The organism is Pontibacillus salipaludis (assembly GCF_014642405.1).
In the GTDB taxonomy this organism is placed as follows: Bacteria; Bacillota; Bacilli; order Bacillales; family BH030062; genus Pontibacillus; species Pontibacillus salipaludis.
This window is the reverse complement of record NZ_BMIN01000024.1, coordinates 24,483-39,944: the sequence shown is the minus strand read 5'-3', so window position 1 is coordinate 39,944 and position 15,462 is coordinate 24,483. Positions and strand designations below refer to the sequence as shown.

Here is a 15,462-nt window from a genome sequence, read left to right as displayed (position 1 = left end):
ATCCTTTAATTAAAGGATTCATACTCGTTTTTTTCGCCACTAACTTTTTCTAGTCATCTTTTAATATCTTCACAAGACGTAGCAGGTCTAAGAATAGATTAATGAAATCTAAATACAAGTTCAATGCAAGAAGTGGAACGTCCTTCTCGTTAAAGTGACCGTTCTTAATCTTGTTAATGTCGTAGATAATAAACCCTGAGAAGATAACAACACTAATCAACGTTATGACAAGAATAGCTGCGCTGCCTAAGTTAAAGAAGATGTGGATTAGCCATACAAGAATGAGGGCAAGTAGCGCACTCATGAGTATGCCGCCAAGGAAGCTTAAATCTCGTTTCGTCTTCCACGCATAAAGGGACAATACAATGAAGATTACGGTTGTAACTCCAAGTACCATAAGGACCGTAGTGGCTCCAATGGAACTAATATAATAAGAAATGGCTGGGTACAAAGTTAATCCTGATATAAATGTAAACAGAAACAGAAAGCCGTACCCAATTTTCTTCGCTTTACGCAGAAAGAAAACAGAGATTAGTAAAATAAATTCTAAGATTACAAGTGGGAGAAACAATGCAGGTGGAACCCATTGCCCCATATACAAACCGACCGTTGCGACAAGCAGAGATAGTGCAAAGGTTCGGAGTACTTTACTGAGTAGTTCATGTTTTTTCAAAAATGTTCCCTCCAATAGATGTAGGTGCGGTGTTTAGTATAATCATAACTTGAGCAAGCGTCTACCTGTCTTGTTCGTTCCCTTTACATGTTACCGGTAACCATCTTGCTAAGGATCTACATTCTTTACGAAACGTATTGGTATTTGGTTTCAACCCGTGCTGTAATTTCTAACTGCCCTGGTTGTACAGGAGTACTTGTAGCTCCGAAAGCTTCAGATTTCACCATGGTTTGTGGTGTAGCTTGAGAAGGTGGCAGCTGTTCATCGATAGAGATTGGTGTCATGTCAATTTGAAGGTTCATCGTCTGCGCGATTGTTTGAGCTTTCGTGTTGGCATTTTTTAATGCGGAGGCTAGTGCTTCTTGGTAATAAGACTGAGGATCCTGAACGGTAAAAGAGATGTTTGAGACTCGGTTTGCTCCGTTAGCCACAGCTGTATCGATGACTTCACCTGTCTGTTCTAGATTTTCAATGGTTACGTTAATGAGATGAGTGACTTCATAGCCCCTGAACTGCTGTTTCCCATCAATATAGTCATATTGGGGGAAGATGAAGTAGTCGACGGTTTGAATATTTTCTTCTGTAATGCCAATTTGGATGAGAGAATCAATCACTTGATCAAGCGTTTGTGCATTCGTTTGTTGAGCCGTTGTTAGCTCTTCATCTTGCGTTTCAACACCTAACTTAATATTGGCGACATTCGGCTCAAGCTTGACTGAACCAATACCTGTCACGGTCAGGAAGCGGTTGGCGTTACGTTGCCCGTCGCGATAAAGCGGTTGTGGTGATGGATAATACATAATGATTCCACCTTCCGTCTGAAATTAATCCTACTACTTAATTCATGAAGGATGGGTCTGAAATATGCCATTTTGTCCAGCTAATGTGGAGAAAAGTTGTTAAAGAGGTATGGAAATGGGGGAATGGAAAGGAAGGATCGATAAAAAAGGAGCGAACAACTATGGGATTTTTATTCTCTCAGTTTTCAAAACCCTCAGGATTTGTTGGAAAAGTAGTGGGGTGGATGATGTATAAGCAAAATGCTGATATCAATAAATGGGCCATGTCTTTCTTGGATATTCAATCGACGGATCATGTGCTAGAGATTGGTTTTGGACCAGGGTATTGTGTGAAAGAGCTTTGTGACACGTATGAAGGAGTGCGTGTGAGTGGCCTTGATCCTTCTGAAACAATGGTCGAAGAGGCAAAGCGCCGAAATCAAAAAGGAGTAGAACGAGGGCAAGTTAAGTTAGTGAAAGGGTATGCAGAAAAAGTGACCGAACTACATGATACAATAGATAAAGTGCTGGCTATTAATAACATTACGTATTGGGAAGACCCGGTTGGGACGTTAAACGCATTGCGTAAACAGATGAGTGAAAAGGGCAGGATTTCTGTAGCACTCCAACCTCATGAGAAAGGGGCGAATGACCAGACAACGGTCATCATAGGAGATCAAATTCGCTCATTTTTAGAGCAAGCAGGCTTTAAGCAAGTGCTTGTCCATCATAAGCCTGGTAACCCTACTAAAACAACGTGCGTTGTCGGATCAGTATCGTCTAATCCGCTAATAGCCAATGATTCTTAAAGGGAGCGAAGCCAATGAAGCCATCATTAAAGAAAGAAGAACGGGAGCAAATACGATCTAAGATTCAAGGATACTTTGAAATGGAAAGAGGAGAAGAGATCGGAACCATTGCAGCTGATCAGTTCTTTCAGTTCATTGAGAAAGAGATCTCTCCACATTTCTACAACCAGGGAGTACAGGACGCAAAGAAAATGCTAGAAGAGAAAATGATGAACCTCGACGAAGATATCACCTCCCTTGAAAAACCTACTTATCCCACAAGAAGATAAACAAAAACGTGCCAGACACCCTTTAGTATACTAAAGGGTGTCTGGCACGCGTTCTTTCTGTAGAGTGCTAAAGCGTGTTAGTGTTTGAATTGGTTGAGTTGTTCTTCTAGTTGGTTAATCATTGTCTGTAGTTGAACAGATTGTTGTTGTACGTTGGTAAAGGTGCGTTGTTGTTCTTCAGTAGAAGCAGAGATTTCCTCAGTTCCTGCAGCCGTTTCTTCTGTTATGGCGCTTACGCTTTGCATGCTCGATGATACTTGCTCGCTCTGATTGAAGGAGGCGTCCATATTATTTACGAGTTGGTGTAATTCCGTATGGATCATCGTCACATGTTCATGAATAGAAGTGAACGCTGTTTTAGACTCATTCATCGTTTCTTCTTGCTTCGTAGAAATAGATGTGGATCTGTTTGTATCTTCTTCAACGATTTGTATACCTTTTTGAATTTGCTCAACCATGCCGAAGATTTGTTCCGTTGCGTTTCTGGATTGATCGGCGAGTTTACGAACTTCTTCTGCTACAACCGCAAAACCTTTACCGTGTTCCCCTGCTCTGGCAGCTTCAATCGCTGCGTTAAGAGCGAGAAGGTTAGTTTGCTCAGACAGATCATTAACAAGCTGAGATGTCTGGTGAATTTCATTTGTATACTGGACAAAGGATTGAACAGATTGTTCGATCGACCTTGTGGCTACAATGCTCTTATTTAGTAGGTCTTGTTGGTTCTCGATCGATCGCTGTCCGATTTCAACGCTTTGGAGCGCGCTTTTACTTTGTGCGCTTGCATTTCGGCTAGCTTCTACATTTTGCTGAAACCCGTTATGCATTTCTTCCATTAAGAATGAGGCATCTTGGATATCTGTTGAGATCGATTGACTGCCTTGTGCTAGCTCATCTGTCGACGTTGCAACTTGTATAGAACTTTCTGATAGAGTATCAATGTTGCTTTTTAGTCCCAAACTGAATTCTTGCACTTCTTTCCCCATCGTTTCGATCGATTGGATGGTTTCCTTTAAGTGGTCAACCATTTCCTTAAAGGAAGAGGCCAATTGTCCAATTTCATCCTTACGCTTTGTCATAGCAACTTGCACAGTTAAATCTCCACTTGCAATCGTTCGAGCTTTCTTAGCCAATTCTCGAATAGGGTTGGCTGTTTGAACAGACATCCTCCAAGAAGACAATACGGACAAGAGAATCAATGCTCCGCTTGCAATTAGAGTGATCAGAATGAGTTGTTCAATTTCATTCTTTCGGCTTTGTATTTGACTCTCGTGCCATTGGTTGGCTGTGTAATTGATCATAAAGGCGTCATTTAAAATTCCGCCAGCCCTGGCAGCTTGTCGACTAATCTCATTTGTGTCATTGGAGGCCAGGTACTGTTCTGATTTGCTTTTTAAAGACGCGTACTTTGATTCAAGCTGGTCGAACCATTTCTTTTGTTCTGCGTTCTTTAACTGGTCTTGTAATGCAACAATCTCGGTATTTACCGATTCTAGTAAGTCGGTTGACTCCTGTCTGCTGGCTTCCGAGGGGTTGTTGGCAAAGTTATTTAATGATTGCTGAAGCGTCACAACACTTCCGTTCAGATGTTCAGCATCTAGGAGAAGTTCAACCTCTTGAGAAGACGATTCTTGTACTTGTACCATCTGAGTAATGACATAACCAATAAGCACTAAGCTTAATATGAGGGGGATGGAGGATAGTAATAAAATCCGTTTACGAAGAGACATCTTACTCGTTGCCCCCTTTCTTCATGGCTTCCTCTAGGGTATCCCGTTGTGTGTTGGTCAGTTTTATAATACGAATGGGAGCTAGGCCAACTGCTTCTTCTTTTAATCCTAGTTGAATATGATTCCCTTGTTCGAAGGAACTTTCTTTAAGTTGCTTAGCAATATCAAACAAAGCAACATCAATGCGTTTCATCATTGAAGTAACGATAGACTCTTCAGCTAAAAAGTATTGGTCGCTATCAACGCCAAACGAGTAAACGCCTTGTTTTTGAGATTCTTTCAAAGCACCGACACCCGCATACCCTGCTACAGGGAAGATGTGGTCAGCTCCATCAGCAATTTGCTTCTCTGCAAGTTCAGCCGCTTTATCATCATTGTCAAAATCCCCTATGTAATCCACTGATATAGTAGCGTCTGGATTTGCGTTTTGAACGCCTTCTTTGAACCCTTTCTCAAAATTCTTTACAACAGGAATGTCCATTCCTCCGATAAACCCAACGTGGTTTGATTCGGTACGCATACCGGCAATCAGACCGATTAAGTAACTTCCTTCATCTTCTTTAAATGTGAGGGAGGTAACGTTTGGTTGCGAGGATACAGCATCAATAAGTAGGAACTTCTGATCCGGGTATTTCTTAGCCATTTCTTCAACAGCTTCCTGTGATTCAAACCCTAATCCTACAATTAAGTCATGTCCTTCTTTGACGAGATCTTCTAAATAACCGACGTAATTCCCAGTAAGCGGTTCTTTATAATTGAAAAAAACCCCTAACTCGTCACGTGCCCGTTCTAGCCCTTGAAGAGCTGAATCGCTAAATGAATTATCTCCAAGTCCGCTATCCGTGACCAAGAGGCCAATTGTTTTCTTTTCTTCTGCTTTACTGGATTGACTTACTTGTGAACAAGCGCTTAACAACAGCGACAACCCAATCATCCATATAAAAAGTGTTTTCTTCTGCATGACATAACCCCTTTATTCCGTAATTTCACACATAGTTTATATATCGGCTTGCATTGGGCTTGATTTAATACTCATGAGGGGATTAAATAGTAAGAAACAAGAAATGAAGGGGAAATGACATTGTGATTCGACAAGCAACAAGAGAAGATCTAGAGCGCATCATGGAAATTGTAGAAGCTTCAAAACTATTAATGGCAGCAACAGGTAGCGATCAGTGGGATGAAGCATACCCTCTTTACTCCGATTATGAAAATGACGTTGAACAGGGGCGGTTATTTGTTTATGAAGAGGGAGATGGTGTCTATGGAGTTGCTTGTTTTAATGAACAAGAGCCTGAGCATTATTCGCTCTTACCGTGGTCAAAGCCAGAGGAAGAGGGTGTACTGCTAACACAAAGGCTAGCTGTCGACCCAGAAGTGAGAGGGAAGGGGATTGCTGAATCTTTCTATCACTACGTTGAACAATTAGCAGGAATGAGAGGGATTCAATTTTTAAAAACAGATACGTATTCCTTGAATCCAGCTGCTCAACGTGTGTTTCAAAAAGCTGGCTATACCTACATAGGGGAGTGGAGCACTCCAGAGCGCAAGGCACCGTTTTACTTTTATGAGAAACATATAAAAGAGGGATAAAAAAATTCCCCTTCGCCAATTGGGAAGGGGGATTTTTTATTGGTTGAAGGCCTTCGCGAGCAATTCGTAAGAGCGAAGTCGTTCTTCAAATGGATTGATAATGGTATTAACAATGATTTCGTTCACATTATAGGCACGAGCAAGGTGTTCGATTCTTTCTTTTACTTGTTCAGGGTTGCCAACAATCATACGTTGCCTGTTTTCACGGACTCGCTCTTTTTCGAAGATAGAATAAGGATACTGACTGGCCTCCTCAGGAGAAGGAAAGCCATCGCGTTTTGCCCCTTGTTCGATTTTTAAAATCGATACATCTAAGGATGACGCTAAATATTCAGCCCGTTCCTCCGTCTCAGCACACACAACAAAAACAGATACGTTTCCTTGGGGCTCTTCTTGTTGAATCGATGGCGTGAAGTGGTTCGAATAGCGATCCATTGCTCGCGTGCCACCAAAGCCATTAATGAAATGGGCAAATGAATAAGAAGCACCAAGGTCTGCGGCTAGTCTGGCACTTGTTCCGCTTGAACCGAGCATCCAGATAGGCGGAGTGGTTTCTGTTTGTGGCGTGGCGCGCACGTCCAGGCTATAAGGGTCTTGGCCGTGTAAATAAGCCATTAATTCTTTTACTTGTTTAGGGTATTCCTCGACATTCGGATACGAACCGTCGTTTAAGGCATAATTGACGTTAGGCATCCCGCCTGGCGCACGGCCAATACCTAAATCAATTCGACCTGGATATAGGGTTTCGAGTACCCGGAACGCTTCGGCTACTTTATAAGAACTGTAGTGTGGAAGAAGGACTCCCCCTGTACCCACTCGAATGTTTTGGGTGTTTGCTGCAAGATGGGCTACTAATACTTCGGGAGCAGAACCAGCTAAGCTTTGTGTGCTATGGTGTTCCGATACCCAGTAGCGATGATACCCCAACTGATCGACATGTTTTGCGAGTTCTGTTGTTTGTTGAAAGGCGTCCGCTGGAGTTTGCCCAATTAAGACAGGTGACTGATCCAGTACGCTTAGTTTTATAGTCAAAGTGCACCATCCTCATATTTGTTCATCATCTCTATTTATTATCAGAGAAAACACTCGCCTCATGCAAAAATATTGCCTAACCACACCTATGGACCAAGGATCGCTTAGAGAAACTTCATCTCGGCACAACACTTACAAAATATAACAAGTTGATGGTAAGATGAAAAAAAGGAAATCGGTGGGTACACTCAACAATCACTCATCATTTCTATTTCATCAAGATGAATCACCCTGGACTATTACTGACGATTTTATTAGAAAAAGGGAGAGGTGTAGGCAATGAGGCTAGATGGAAAAGTAGCTATAATTACAGGAGCTGCACAAGGGATTGGACTACAAGCATCTAAAAGATTTGTCCAAGAAGGTGCAAAAGTCATTCTTGCTGATTTCGATGATGAGACCGGATTAAAAGAGGAGGCAGAATTACGGAAGGACGGAGCTGACGTTACTTTTGTTAAGGTGAATGTGGCAGATCGTTCAAGTGTGAATGACCTAATGGATGCGACGATTCAAACGTACGGGAGAATCGATATTCTTGTAAATAACGCTGGGATTACAAGGGATGCCATGTTGTCTAAAATGACTACAGAACAGTTCCAGGAAGTAATGGATGTGAATCTGACGGGTGTCTTTCATTGTGCGCAGGCTGCGATGCCTTATATGGTGAAACAAGGAAAAGGTAAGATCATAAATACTTCTTCTGTAACAGGAACCCATGGAAATGTAGGGCAATCTAACTATGCTGCTGCCAAAGCAGGATTAATTGGATTGACGAAAACTTGGGCCAAAGAACTTGGGAGAAAAGGGATTAACGTAAACGCTGTAGCACCAGGATTTACAGAAACGGCAATGGTGGAGCATGTTCCGGAGAAGGTAATTGAACAGATGAAAGCAGGGGTATCTATGGGGAGACTCGGTAAACCTGAAGATATTGCGAACGCTTATCTATATTTGGCTTCAGATGAATCTGATTATGTGAATGGCCACACCCTTCATGTAGATGGCGGAATAATGATGTAACAGAATGATTGAGAATAGAAGGTTTATGTTCACACCTCCTGGGGGTATCGATGATTACAAAATCGATTTTCAAGAGGTGATGAATGTGCTAGCAACAATTTCATGGATTGCTTTAGGAATCGGACTGATCTCTTCGGTTATTATTATCATAGACGTCATTCGTCACCCACAGATGATGGCTATTATGAACGTAGTATGGCCGATTAATGGCTGGTTTCTCGGCCCATTTGCGGTTTGGTCTTATTATAAGTGGGGTCGATTAAAGGCTAAAGATGTAGACCGAGAAGATAATCGCGGTATGGGAGCCCAAGTGTTTATGTCAACGAGTCACTGTTCAAGTGGGTGTACGTTAGGGGATGCCGTAGGGGTGCCAATCGTATTTTTTACAAGCCTTACAGTGGCAGGTTCGACATTGTTAGCTCACTATACAGTTGAGTTTATAGCAGCTTACTTATTCGGAATTCTGTTTCAGTTATTTGCCATTTATCCAATGAACCAAGAAGCAGGTATAGTAGGAAATTTAAAAGATGCAGTTAAGGCAGACACTTTATCCTTAATTGCATTCGAGATAGGAATGTTCGGTTGGATGGCCATTGTTCACTTTGTGTTATTCCAAACCCCGCCGAAACCAGACCAAGCGACTTACTGGTTTATGATGCAGATCGCTATGATCTTAGGTTTTCTAACGAGTTATCCGGCCAACTGGTGGCTTGTGAAAAAAGGGATTAAAGAAGCGATGTAATGAGAGCACTCTCTTTTATAGGGAGTGCTTTTTTAATCTCATTTTTTTCCAAATACTGATATAATAAAGTTACCTATGTAAGGAGGGGTTGTATGAGTGAAACGTTGCAGAAGAAGCCGTTTGCCTGGTTTCGACTTTTGTTCCTTATAGGACTGCTGCTACTCCCTAATCTTCTCGTTCAGAAATATGAGCTAGTCGGTAAGGTAACAAGTTGGGCTGTGTGGGGAACGGCATTCGATTTATTAATTGTTTTCCCAATAGCGTGCTATTTCTTTGTGTTACGCAGGCGCCCTTCGTTGCTTGTTTTAGTCCCGATAATGTTTGCTGGACTTCTTGCTTTAAACTGGATGGTACCTGACTATGCTAAAGAGCACTTATGGTTCGTCAATCGCTCGGTAATCTTTCTTGAAGCTTCTATTGTCCTAATCGAATTCCTGTTGTTCTTATGGGTGATAAAACAGTGGCCTACAATCAGACAGTCGATTCGGGCAGAGCGCTTTGCCTATTATCATTTATCCATGAGTGCCCATAAAGGGATAGAGAACGCATTCGCTGGTATGGCAGGGAAGGTCAAATCGACTCAGAAGGTATTAGGTTTTCTAATTACCGATTTATCAGCCTTTTATTATACGTTTGCAGGAAAGCGGGAGAATATCCACCGTTACACAAATGCAACTGTGTTTTCCTATCATAAGAAAAGTGATTATCAGGGGATCTTTATCATGTTGGTTCATGCTCTCCTAATTGAAATCATTGGTCTACACTTCATCGTGATGCAATGGAGCCATATCGCTGCTTGGATCGTAACTATTCTAGATATCTATGCTTTGCTATTCGTTATAGCAGATTACCAAGCTATGCGTAAATCTCCGATTGTACTTGATCAAAAAGGGATCCACATCCAGAAAGGGTTGAGATTTTTCACCTACATCCCTTACCAAACGGTTCGACACATTGAGAAAGCGACTGTTACAGCCAAGGAGTATCAGAAGGATAAGAAGTCTGTTGCTGTGACATTACCCTCATTTGAAGCTCAACCCCCTCAATGGACGATTCATCTTGAAGAACCAGTAGACGCGCACCTTGTCTTTGGTCTAACGAAGAAGGTAGATCGAATTTACCTCACTGTAGATGACCCTGGTTATTTTATAGAGGTTTTAAAAGAAAAGGTTCCGAGCCAGATGGAAACGGAAGATTAGTAGCAGCTGTAAAAAGTGGTTACTTATGCTTTGACTCCCTATAGGTCTGAAATACTGAAACCAATCTCACCAGAATGCAAGGATTGAGAATTATTTTTCTCACTGTCGCCTATTACTGTCTGGGCGGGTTTCGTTAGACGTAGAAAAGGAAATGATACGTATAGAACATTGCTCATGATAGGGGGAAGGAAAATGATTCAGTATGACAAGGGGATCTTCTTGTACAACGGGGATGCCGGACCAAACCAAATGAACCAAAAGCTATCAGTAGCGCTTCCGGTTTTATCTCAGAACGTTGAGGAGCTACGCGTTATTCAAACGAAGAGCCCAGATGATTTGAAGCGAAAATGTAAGGAGTACGGGGAAGAAGTAGATGTCGTCTATATACTAGGCGGAGATGGCACCGTTCATGACAGCGTGAACGCCCTTGCTGAATTAGAGAATCGTCCAGTTGTAGGTGTACTACCAGGCGGGACGTGTAACGACTTCACCAGAATGCTTGGTATGCCGCAAAATATAAAAGCAGCGGCACAAGCTCTTGTAGACGGCCGTGTTGCGCCTGTCGATGTCGGGCACATTCAAGACGGAGGATATTTCTTAAACTTCTGGGGCGTTGGCCTTGTAACGGATACATCTTTAAATATTGATCCAGACCAGAAGGATCGATTTGGGGTGTTGAGTTATTTCATTAGTGCCGTAAAAACGATGAATGCTTCAGAACCTTCTCATTATAAAATTACCATTGATCAAGAAGAAGTATATGAAGAAGAAGGAGTCATGGCACTTGTTATGAATGGGCAATATATCGGAACCCGTTACATTCCTATTCCTTCATTACATGTGAATGATGGAAAGCTTGACGTTTTAGTCGTGAAGAACTCGAACTTATCCACCTTTAAAGAATTAATTAATATGGATCAGCCAGGAAAAAGCACAGATGATTTACAAGGGATTTTCCATAAACAAGCCTCTGAAGTAAAAATCGAAACAGAAGAGGAACAAGATGTAGATACGGACGGCGAAATCTATTTAAAAACACCAGGAGACATTAAGGTTCTCCCCAACCACCTCCGTATGATTTTTCATCAAACCTAACAATAAGGAGAAAGAGAGAGAAGATTCATGAAGAACCAATTCCACATAAGCGGCATTCTGCTTCTTCTAGTGTTCTTGGCAGCTTGCGGATCAGGTAAGGAAGAATCGGTAGCGAGCTCAGACGGTCCGATTCAAGCCCAAATCCTTACCGTTCCAGAAGAGTTAACGACAGAGCAGATCTCTACACTGCAAGTGAAGGTAACACAAGGGGATCAGTTGGTAGATGAAGCTAATAAAGTAACCTTTGCATGGGGAAGAAAAGGGGAAGACCCCACAAATAACAAATCGTCTCAAAAGCAAGGGAATGGACTTTATTCCATTCAACATACTTTTGATGAGGCGGGTACTTATGTAGTTGTAGCTAAAGTGGAGGCGAATGGCCAGAAGAAAGAAGTAAAGGAAGAGGTTGAGGTAGAGAAACCGAAAGATTAACGAAGAATTCATTTACCTTAGTAAAGTACTCCTATTTCTAAATCGCATCAACTTATCATCTAATGCTTCTTTTGAATAGGAGTACTGCAAACTAGTTATCTTATTTTGCTTTCTTACACACAGCTATGCCTAAAGGGTAATGGACTTCTTTACGAGGGGGTTCAACCAGTACCCCTTTTTGGTAATAGAATTGTACTTCCTCGTAGTTTGTGAACAGTTGACGAAACTCTTCTGGCGTAATCTGGTGGACGTGAAACGGTGAGTAACAGTCTACTCCTCGTCCTTCGCCAAAAGGTGTAGAGACAATAAGAGTACCACCAGGGTTTAGTAGACGCTCATAGTTTTGCAGAAGTTTCTCCTCTTCCTCTATATGTTCATATGTTTCAAAGCTTACAATCGTATCAAAAGTTCCTAGCTTCTCGGGTAAATCCGGATCTGTCGCGTCCGCTACTTGGAAGTTAGACTTTGGATGGTGGTAAGCTCCTCTCGCATATTGAATAATATCAGAATCTATATCCACACCGATCATTTCGGATACTTCGTTTTTTCGATCTTTAATCATCATGTGCGTCCCATAACCTGATCCACATGATAAATCCAACACACGACCTGTTACGTAGGGTAATGCAAATTGATAGCGTGCCATATGCTCAAGTAACATTCCATTTGATGGTTTCATATATTCTGGGATGACTCGTTCTCCCGTATCTTCTACCATTTTGTTATACACCGCTTTCTAAGAGTGTGATATAGTGCTACTAGCTTCATTCTTCATTATGCCACAGATTTGTTAAGAGTAAAAAGGTCAAGGAAACCTACATAAGAAGGATTGACAATAAATTGAAATGGTCGCTATACTTTATACTAATGCACCATTAATAGAAAGGCTGAGTGAAATGGATCAATCACAGAACTATCAAGAGAAAAAAGAAGATCCATCGCTGAAATTGTTTGTTGTGCTCTCCAAAGCGGCTCGAGCGATTTCAGATCAAGTGAAAGAAGACATCCAAACTCATGGTTTAAACCCGACAGAGTTTGGTGTATTAGAGTTGCTTTACCATCAAGGAGACCAACCCCTACAAAAGATTGGTGACAAAATCTTATTAGCAAGCGGTAGCATTACCTATGTGGTCGATAAACTGCAACAAAAAGGACTACTAGAAAGAAAGCCTTGTCCAAAAGATCGCAGAATCACATATGCCGTGATTACAGAAGAAGGTCGCCAATTATTAAATGACATCTTCCCAAGCCACTGGAAACAAATCGAGAAAATTACAGGTGGCCTAACTGACGACGAGAAGAAGCAATTGATCCCTATGCTGAAACAATTAGGGAAATATGCTGATGAATTATAAGTATTCTATGAAAAGCCTGTCCCCTATGGGGATAGGCTTTTTTGTGTTTGGGGGAGTGGATGGGGTGAGTTGGGTTGTGGCTCGAGTTGAGGGGAGCGGCAGTTCAAGTTCAGAGAGCGCGGCTCAAGTGAAGCAGCTAACGGCTTGAGTTGAGAGCGTGGCTCTGGCCGAGTGGCTCAAGTCGAGGTAGACCGGCTCAAGAGCGGTCTAAACTGGCTCAAGCTGAGACGAGAACGGCTCAAGCCTTCAAAATACCGGCTCAAGTGAGCGCAGACCGGCCTAAGTTGAGAGCGTCCGGCTCAAGTTGGGAGGGGACCGGCTCAAGATAGGCGGAAGTCGGCTCAAGTCGAGGTATACGGGCTCAAGTCAGTGCGGGACGGCTCAAGTTGAGAGCGTGGCCAGACCGAGTGGCTCAAGTCGAGGGAGAACGGCTCAAGAGCGGTCTAAACTGGCTCGAGCTGAGACGAGAACGGCTCAAGCCTTCAAAATAACAGCTCAAGTCAGCCCAGACCGGCTTAAGCTGAGAGCGTCCGGCTCAAGTTGTGTGAGAACCGGCTCAAGATAGGCGGAAGGTGGCTCAAGTCGAGGTATACGGGCTCAAGTCAGTGCGGCACGGCTCAAGTTGAGAGCGTGGCCAGACCGAGTGGCTCAAGTCGAGGGAGAACGGCTCAAGAGCGGTCTAAACTGGCTCGAGCTGAGACGAGAACGGCTCAAGCCTTCAAAATACCGGCTCAAGTGAGCGCAGACCAGCTTAAGCTGAGAGCGTCCGGCTCAAGTTGGGGGAGGACTGGCTCAAGATAGGCGGAAGTCGGCTCAAGTCGAGGTATACGGGCTCAAGTCAGTGCGGCACGGCTCAAGTTGAGAGCGGGGCCAGACCGAGTGGCTCAAGTCCAAGAGCACGGCCCCTGCCCCAAGAGTCCCAAAAGCATCACCTTGTTTAGGATCTAGAAAGCATGGGAAATAGGAGTAAAGACTTTGCACAAGGAGGATGATCTTAAATGAAAGTACTTGTAATTGGAGCAAATGGTCAAGTTGGTAAACATGTCGTTGATAAATTGAATTACTACAACCATGAACCGGTTGCGATGGTTCGTGATAAAGATCAAGTTCCTTATTTTGAAGAGCGCAATGTCCAAACGGTTTTAGGGGACTTAGAGAAAGATTTCTCTCATGCATATGACGGAGTGGATGCTGTAATCTTTGCAGCAGGTTCAGGTCCGAATACGGGCGCTGATAAGACGATCATGATTGATCAGGAAGGTGCAATAAAGGCTATGAACCTTGCTGAAAGTAAGGACGTTTCCAGATTTGTCATGTTGAGTTCGATCGCTGCTGACCGACCAGAAGTAGGGCCTGAAGAATTGAAGCACTACTTGTATGCGAAAGGACGTGCAGATGAGTACCTTCGTACAACTTCCTTGAATTACACCATTGTACGCCCAGGTGGGCTGACAAACGAACAAGGAACAGGAAAAGTTCAGATGAGCGAGCATTTAGAAATGGGATACATTCCTCGTGAAGATGTAGGGAACGTATTAGCCTATGTCCTAACAGAGGATAGCGTCATCGGAAAGAGCTTTGATTTACTAAGTGGCGAAACCGATGTTAAACAATTATTTGCGTAGAGATGCGCACATTTCTTGATAAAGTAGCCTGTCTCTTCTTAAGATAGGCTACTTCTTTCTTATGTGTATGGGTACATAGAACCTGTGCAAACGCGAGTTGAAATTAGAATTTAATATTTTCGACATAAAGTTGCAAAAAAGATGTTTATTTTCAATTTATACGGGTAAATTCAATTAGAATCTAATGGACGTTAAGTTTTTGGAAATATATGTTGTCTTTAAGGGACTAACGACAGGGGGCTCATCGTGGCGGATCAACAAGTAGTAGTATATACGAGTGACGGATGCCATCATTGTGAAAATGTGAAACGTTTTATGGAAGATTGGGATATTCCGTATATGGAGAAGAATATCTCAGCCGATAAGGAACACTACAAACAAATGCGAGCGAAACGTGTATATGGAACACCCGCTACTTATGTTGGCGATGAATTGGTTTTAGGGTATCAAAAGCGTAAGTTGAAGAAATTATTGAACATTGATGAAGTTACTTCTTATTTTAGACAAGGGGCTGTAGACCTTAATGAATAAATGATGAATGTAGAAGAAGAGGGAGACCTCTTCTTTTTTTATATAGAAAAAGAGTCCGTTACATTTCACATTTCCTTTCTTTTTACATAGGCTATGAGTGGATAAAGAAGAAAATATAGGAGGTGTGCAGGTCATGAGGCGAAGATATCCTAATGATCAAAGGTTCCCGAACACTCCACATGGTCCTTTTCCAATGAATATGCCATGGGAGGGGCAATATTATCCGGGTCAACCTCCCGTCTCGCAAGGCTCTCCATATCAGGCACCCCAAGGCTACCAAAATCCATATGAACAATTTGCTAAACCTCCTCAACCGAACCAGTGGGATCCTTATTACTCCCTGCAGCAACAATCCCCGTTATATGGACAGCAACAGAAGCCGCCGGGTATGATGCAGTATTTTCAAGATAAAAACGGACAGCTTGATCTAGATAAGATGCTATCTACCATGGGGCAAATGGCGAATACGGCGAATCAGTTTAGCCCCCTTATGAAAGGGATCGGTTCATTCATTAAAGGATTTAAAGTGTAAAAGGCCTCCAAGCCTATGCGGAGGCTTTTTTGTGTTGTTCTACAGGGGT

18 protein-coding genes are annotated in these 15,462 nt (G+C 42.6%); 12 read left to right on the top strand and 6 right to left on the bottom strand.

Annotation, left to right across the window (positions count from 1 at the left end; all coding sequences use genetic code 11):
• Positions 1-49: 49 nt before the first annotated feature.
• Both IEW76_RS19105 and IEW76_RS19100 read right to left on the bottom strand, forming a co-directional pair.
• Entirely contained in the window at positions 50-673 is a 624-nt protein-coding gene (locus tag IEW76_RS19105; protein WP_188655981.1) for a Bax inhibitor-1/YccA family protein, read from the bottom strand.
• Positions 674-798: 125 nt separating this feature from the next.
• Positions 799-1,473: an SIMPL domain-containing protein gene (locus IEW76_RS19100; RefSeq protein WP_188655980.1), complete on the bottom strand. Its 675-nt coding sequence runs from the start codon at positions 1,471-1,473 to the stop codon at positions 799-801.
• Between the two features lie 161 nt (positions 1,474-1,634).
• Between IEW76_RS19100 and IEW76_RS19095 the strand changes: the two genes are divergently transcribed.
• Both IEW76_RS19095 and IEW76_RS19090 read left to right on the top strand, forming a co-directional pair.
• Positions 1,635-2,261, top strand: coding sequence for a class I SAM-dependent methyltransferase (locus tag IEW76_RS19095; RefSeq protein ID WP_188655979.1), 627 nt, complete (start codon positions 1,635-1,637; stop codon positions 2,259-2,261).
• A gap of 14 nt (positions 2,262-2,275) precedes the next feature.
• The gene (locus tag IEW76_RS19090) at positions 2,276-2,530 is read left to right on the top strand and encodes a DUF2164 domain-containing protein (RefSeq protein WP_188655978.1); all 255 of its coding nucleotides are present in this window, start codon (positions 2,276-2,278) and stop codon (positions 2,528-2,530) included.
• A gap of 77 nt (positions 2,531-2,607) precedes the next feature.
• Here the strand turns inward: IEW76_RS19090 and IEW76_RS19085 are convergent, their stop codons facing one another.
• Positions 2,608-4,257 carry a methyl-accepting chemotaxis protein gene (locus IEW76_RS19085; protein ID WP_188655977.1) on the bottom strand — a complete coding sequence of 550 codons (1,650 nt, stop codon included), beginning with the start codon at positions 4,255-4,257 and terminating at the stop codon, positions 2,608-2,610.
• A gap of 1 nt (position 4,258) precedes the next feature.
• The gene (locus IEW76_RS19080; protein ID WP_188655976.1) at positions 4,259-5,218 is read right to left on the bottom strand and encodes a BMP family lipoprotein; all 960 of its coding nucleotides are present in this window, start codon (positions 5,216-5,218) and stop codon (positions 4,259-4,261) included.
• Between the two features lie 122 nt (positions 5,219-5,340).
• Between IEW76_RS19080 and IEW76_RS19075 the strand changes: the two genes are divergently transcribed.
• Positions 5,341-5,850: a GNAT family N-acetyltransferase gene (locus IEW76_RS19075; RefSeq protein WP_188655975.1), complete on the top strand. Its 510-nt coding sequence runs from the start codon at positions 5,341-5,343 to the stop codon at positions 5,848-5,850.
• Between the two features lie 36 nt (positions 5,851-5,886).
• Here IEW76_RS19075 and IEW76_RS19070 read toward each other — a convergent pair whose 3' ends face one another.
• Positions 5,887-6,876: an LLM class flavin-dependent oxidoreductase gene (locus IEW76_RS19070; protein WP_188656000.1), complete on the bottom strand. Its 990-nt coding sequence runs from the start codon at positions 6,874-6,876 to the stop codon at positions 5,887-5,889.
• A 285-nt stretch (positions 6,877-7,161) separates the two neighbouring features.
• On the opposite strand from IEW76_RS19070, the gene fabG reads away from it, so the two are divergent.
• The 5 genes from fabG to IEW76_RS19045 all read left to right on the top strand — a co-directional run bounded on the left by fabG (position 7,162) and on the right by IEW76_RS19045 (position 11,370).
• Complete coding sequence (gene fabG / locus IEW76_RS19065; protein WP_188655974.1) at positions 7,162-7,902, top strand: 3-oxoacyl-ACP reductase FabG; 741 nt, start codon at positions 7,162-7,164, stop codon at positions 7,900-7,902.
• 4 nt (positions 7,903-7,906) lie between these two features.
• Positions 7,907-8,644 (top strand): DUF4396 domain-containing protein, encoded by a 738-nt coding sequence (locus tag IEW76_RS19060; RefSeq protein WP_229721309.1) that lies wholly within the window; start codon positions 7,907-7,909, stop codon positions 8,642-8,644.
• Between the two features lie 92 nt (positions 8,645-8,736).
• Complete coding sequence (locus IEW76_RS19055; RefSeq protein ID WP_188655973.1) at positions 8,737-9,843, top strand: hypothetical protein; 1,107 nt, start codon at positions 8,737-8,739, stop codon at positions 9,841-9,843.
• A 192-nt stretch (positions 9,844-10,035) separates the two neighbouring features.
• A complete protein-coding gene (locus IEW76_RS19050) occupies positions 10,036-10,938 on the top strand; it encodes a YegS/Rv2252/BmrU family lipid kinase (protein ID WP_188655972.1) in 903 nt (300 codons plus the stop codon).
• Between the two features lie 27 nt (positions 10,939-10,965).
• The gene (locus tag IEW76_RS19045; protein ID WP_188655971.1) at positions 10,966-11,370 is read left to right on the top strand and encodes a FixH family protein; all 405 of its coding nucleotides are present in this window, start codon (positions 10,966-10,968) and stop codon (positions 11,368-11,370) included.
• 100 nt (positions 11,371-11,470) lie between these two features.
• On the opposite strand, the gene IEW76_RS19040 is transcribed toward IEW76_RS19045, so the two are convergent.
• Positions 11,471-12,088 carry a class I SAM-dependent methyltransferase gene (locus tag IEW76_RS19040; protein ID WP_188655970.1) on the bottom strand — a complete coding sequence of 206 codons (618 nt, stop codon included), beginning with the start codon at positions 12,086-12,088 and terminating at the stop codon, positions 11,471-11,473.
• A 178-nt stretch (positions 12,089-12,266) separates the two neighbouring features.
• Between IEW76_RS19040 and IEW76_RS19035 the strand changes: the two genes are divergently transcribed.
• The 4 genes from IEW76_RS19035 to IEW76_RS19020 all read left to right on the top strand — a co-directional run bounded on the left by IEW76_RS19035 (position 12,267) and on the right by IEW76_RS19020 (position 15,413).
• Complete coding sequence (locus IEW76_RS19035; protein WP_188655969.1) at positions 12,267-12,725, top strand: MarR family winged helix-turn-helix transcriptional regulator; 459 nt, start codon at positions 12,267-12,269, stop codon at positions 12,723-12,725.
• A gap of 998 nt (positions 12,726-13,723) precedes the next feature.
• Positions 13,724-14,350 carry an SDR family oxidoreductase gene (locus IEW76_RS19030; protein WP_188655968.1) on the top strand — a complete coding sequence of 209 codons (627 nt, stop codon included), beginning with the start codon at positions 13,724-13,726 and terminating at the stop codon, positions 14,348-14,350.
• Positions 14,351-14,596: 246 nt separating this feature from the next.
• A complete protein-coding gene (locus IEW76_RS19025) occupies positions 14,597-14,881 on the top strand; it encodes a glutaredoxin family protein (RefSeq protein WP_188655967.1) in 285 nt (94 codons plus the stop codon).
• 133 nt (positions 14,882-15,014) lie between these two features.
• Positions 15,015-15,413: a YppG family protein gene (locus IEW76_RS19020; protein ID WP_188655966.1), complete on the top strand. Its 399-nt coding sequence runs from the start codon at positions 15,015-15,017 to the stop codon at positions 15,411-15,413.
• Positions 15,414-15,462 lie beyond the last annotated feature (49 nt).

Coding starts and splice junctions, on each gene's coding strand:
- IEW76_RS19060 (WP_229721309.1), top strand. CDS start 7,907: ATGATTGAGAATAGAAGGTTTATGTTCACACCTCCTGGGGGTATCGAT.
- fabG (WP_188655974.1), top strand. CDS start 7,162: ATGAGGCTAGATGGAAAAGTAGCTATAATTACAGGAGCTGCACAAGGG.
- IEW76_RS19020 (WP_188655966.1), top strand. CDS start 15,015: ATGAGGCGAAGATATCCTAATGATCAAAGGTTCCCGAACACTCCACAT.
- IEW76_RS19080 (WP_188655976.1), bottom strand. CDS start 5,218: ATGCAGAAGAAAACACTTTTTATATGGATGATTGGGTTGTCGCTGTTG.
- IEW76_RS19030 (WP_188655968.1), top strand. CDS start 13,724: ATGAAAGTACTTGTAATTGGAGCAAATGGTCAAGTTGGTAAACATGTC.
- IEW76_RS19090 (WP_188655978.1), top strand. CDS start 2,276: ATGAAGCCATCATTAAAGAAAGAAGAACGGGAGCAAATACGATCTAAG.
- IEW76_RS19085 (WP_188655977.1), bottom strand. CDS start 4,257: ATGTCTCTTCGTAAACGGATTTTATTACTATCCTCCATCCCCCTCATA.
- IEW76_RS19055 (WP_188655973.1), top strand. CDS start 8,737: ATGAGTGAAACGTTGCAGAAGAAGCCGTTTGCCTGGTTTCGACTTTTG.
- IEW76_RS19100 (WP_188655980.1), bottom strand. CDS start 1,473: ATGTATTATCCATCACCACAACCGCTTTATCGCGACGGGCAACGTAAC.
- IEW76_RS19045 (WP_188655971.1), top strand. CDS start 10,966: ATGAAGAACCAATTCCACATAAGCGGCATTCTGCTTCTTCTAGTGTTC.
- IEW76_RS19095 (WP_188655979.1), top strand. CDS start 1,635: ATGGGATTTTTATTCTCTCAGTTTTCAAAACCCTCAGGATTTGTTGGA.
- IEW76_RS19035 (WP_188655969.1), top strand. CDS start 12,267: ATGGATCAATCACAGAACTATCAAGAGAAAAAAGAAGATCCATCGCTG.
- IEW76_RS19040 (WP_188655970.1), bottom strand. CDS start 12,088: ATGGTAGAAGATACGGGAGAACGAGTCATCCCAGAATATATGAAACCA.
- IEW76_RS19050 (WP_188655972.1), top strand. CDS start 10,036: ATGATTCAGTATGACAAGGGGATCTTCTTGTACAACGGGGATGCCGGA.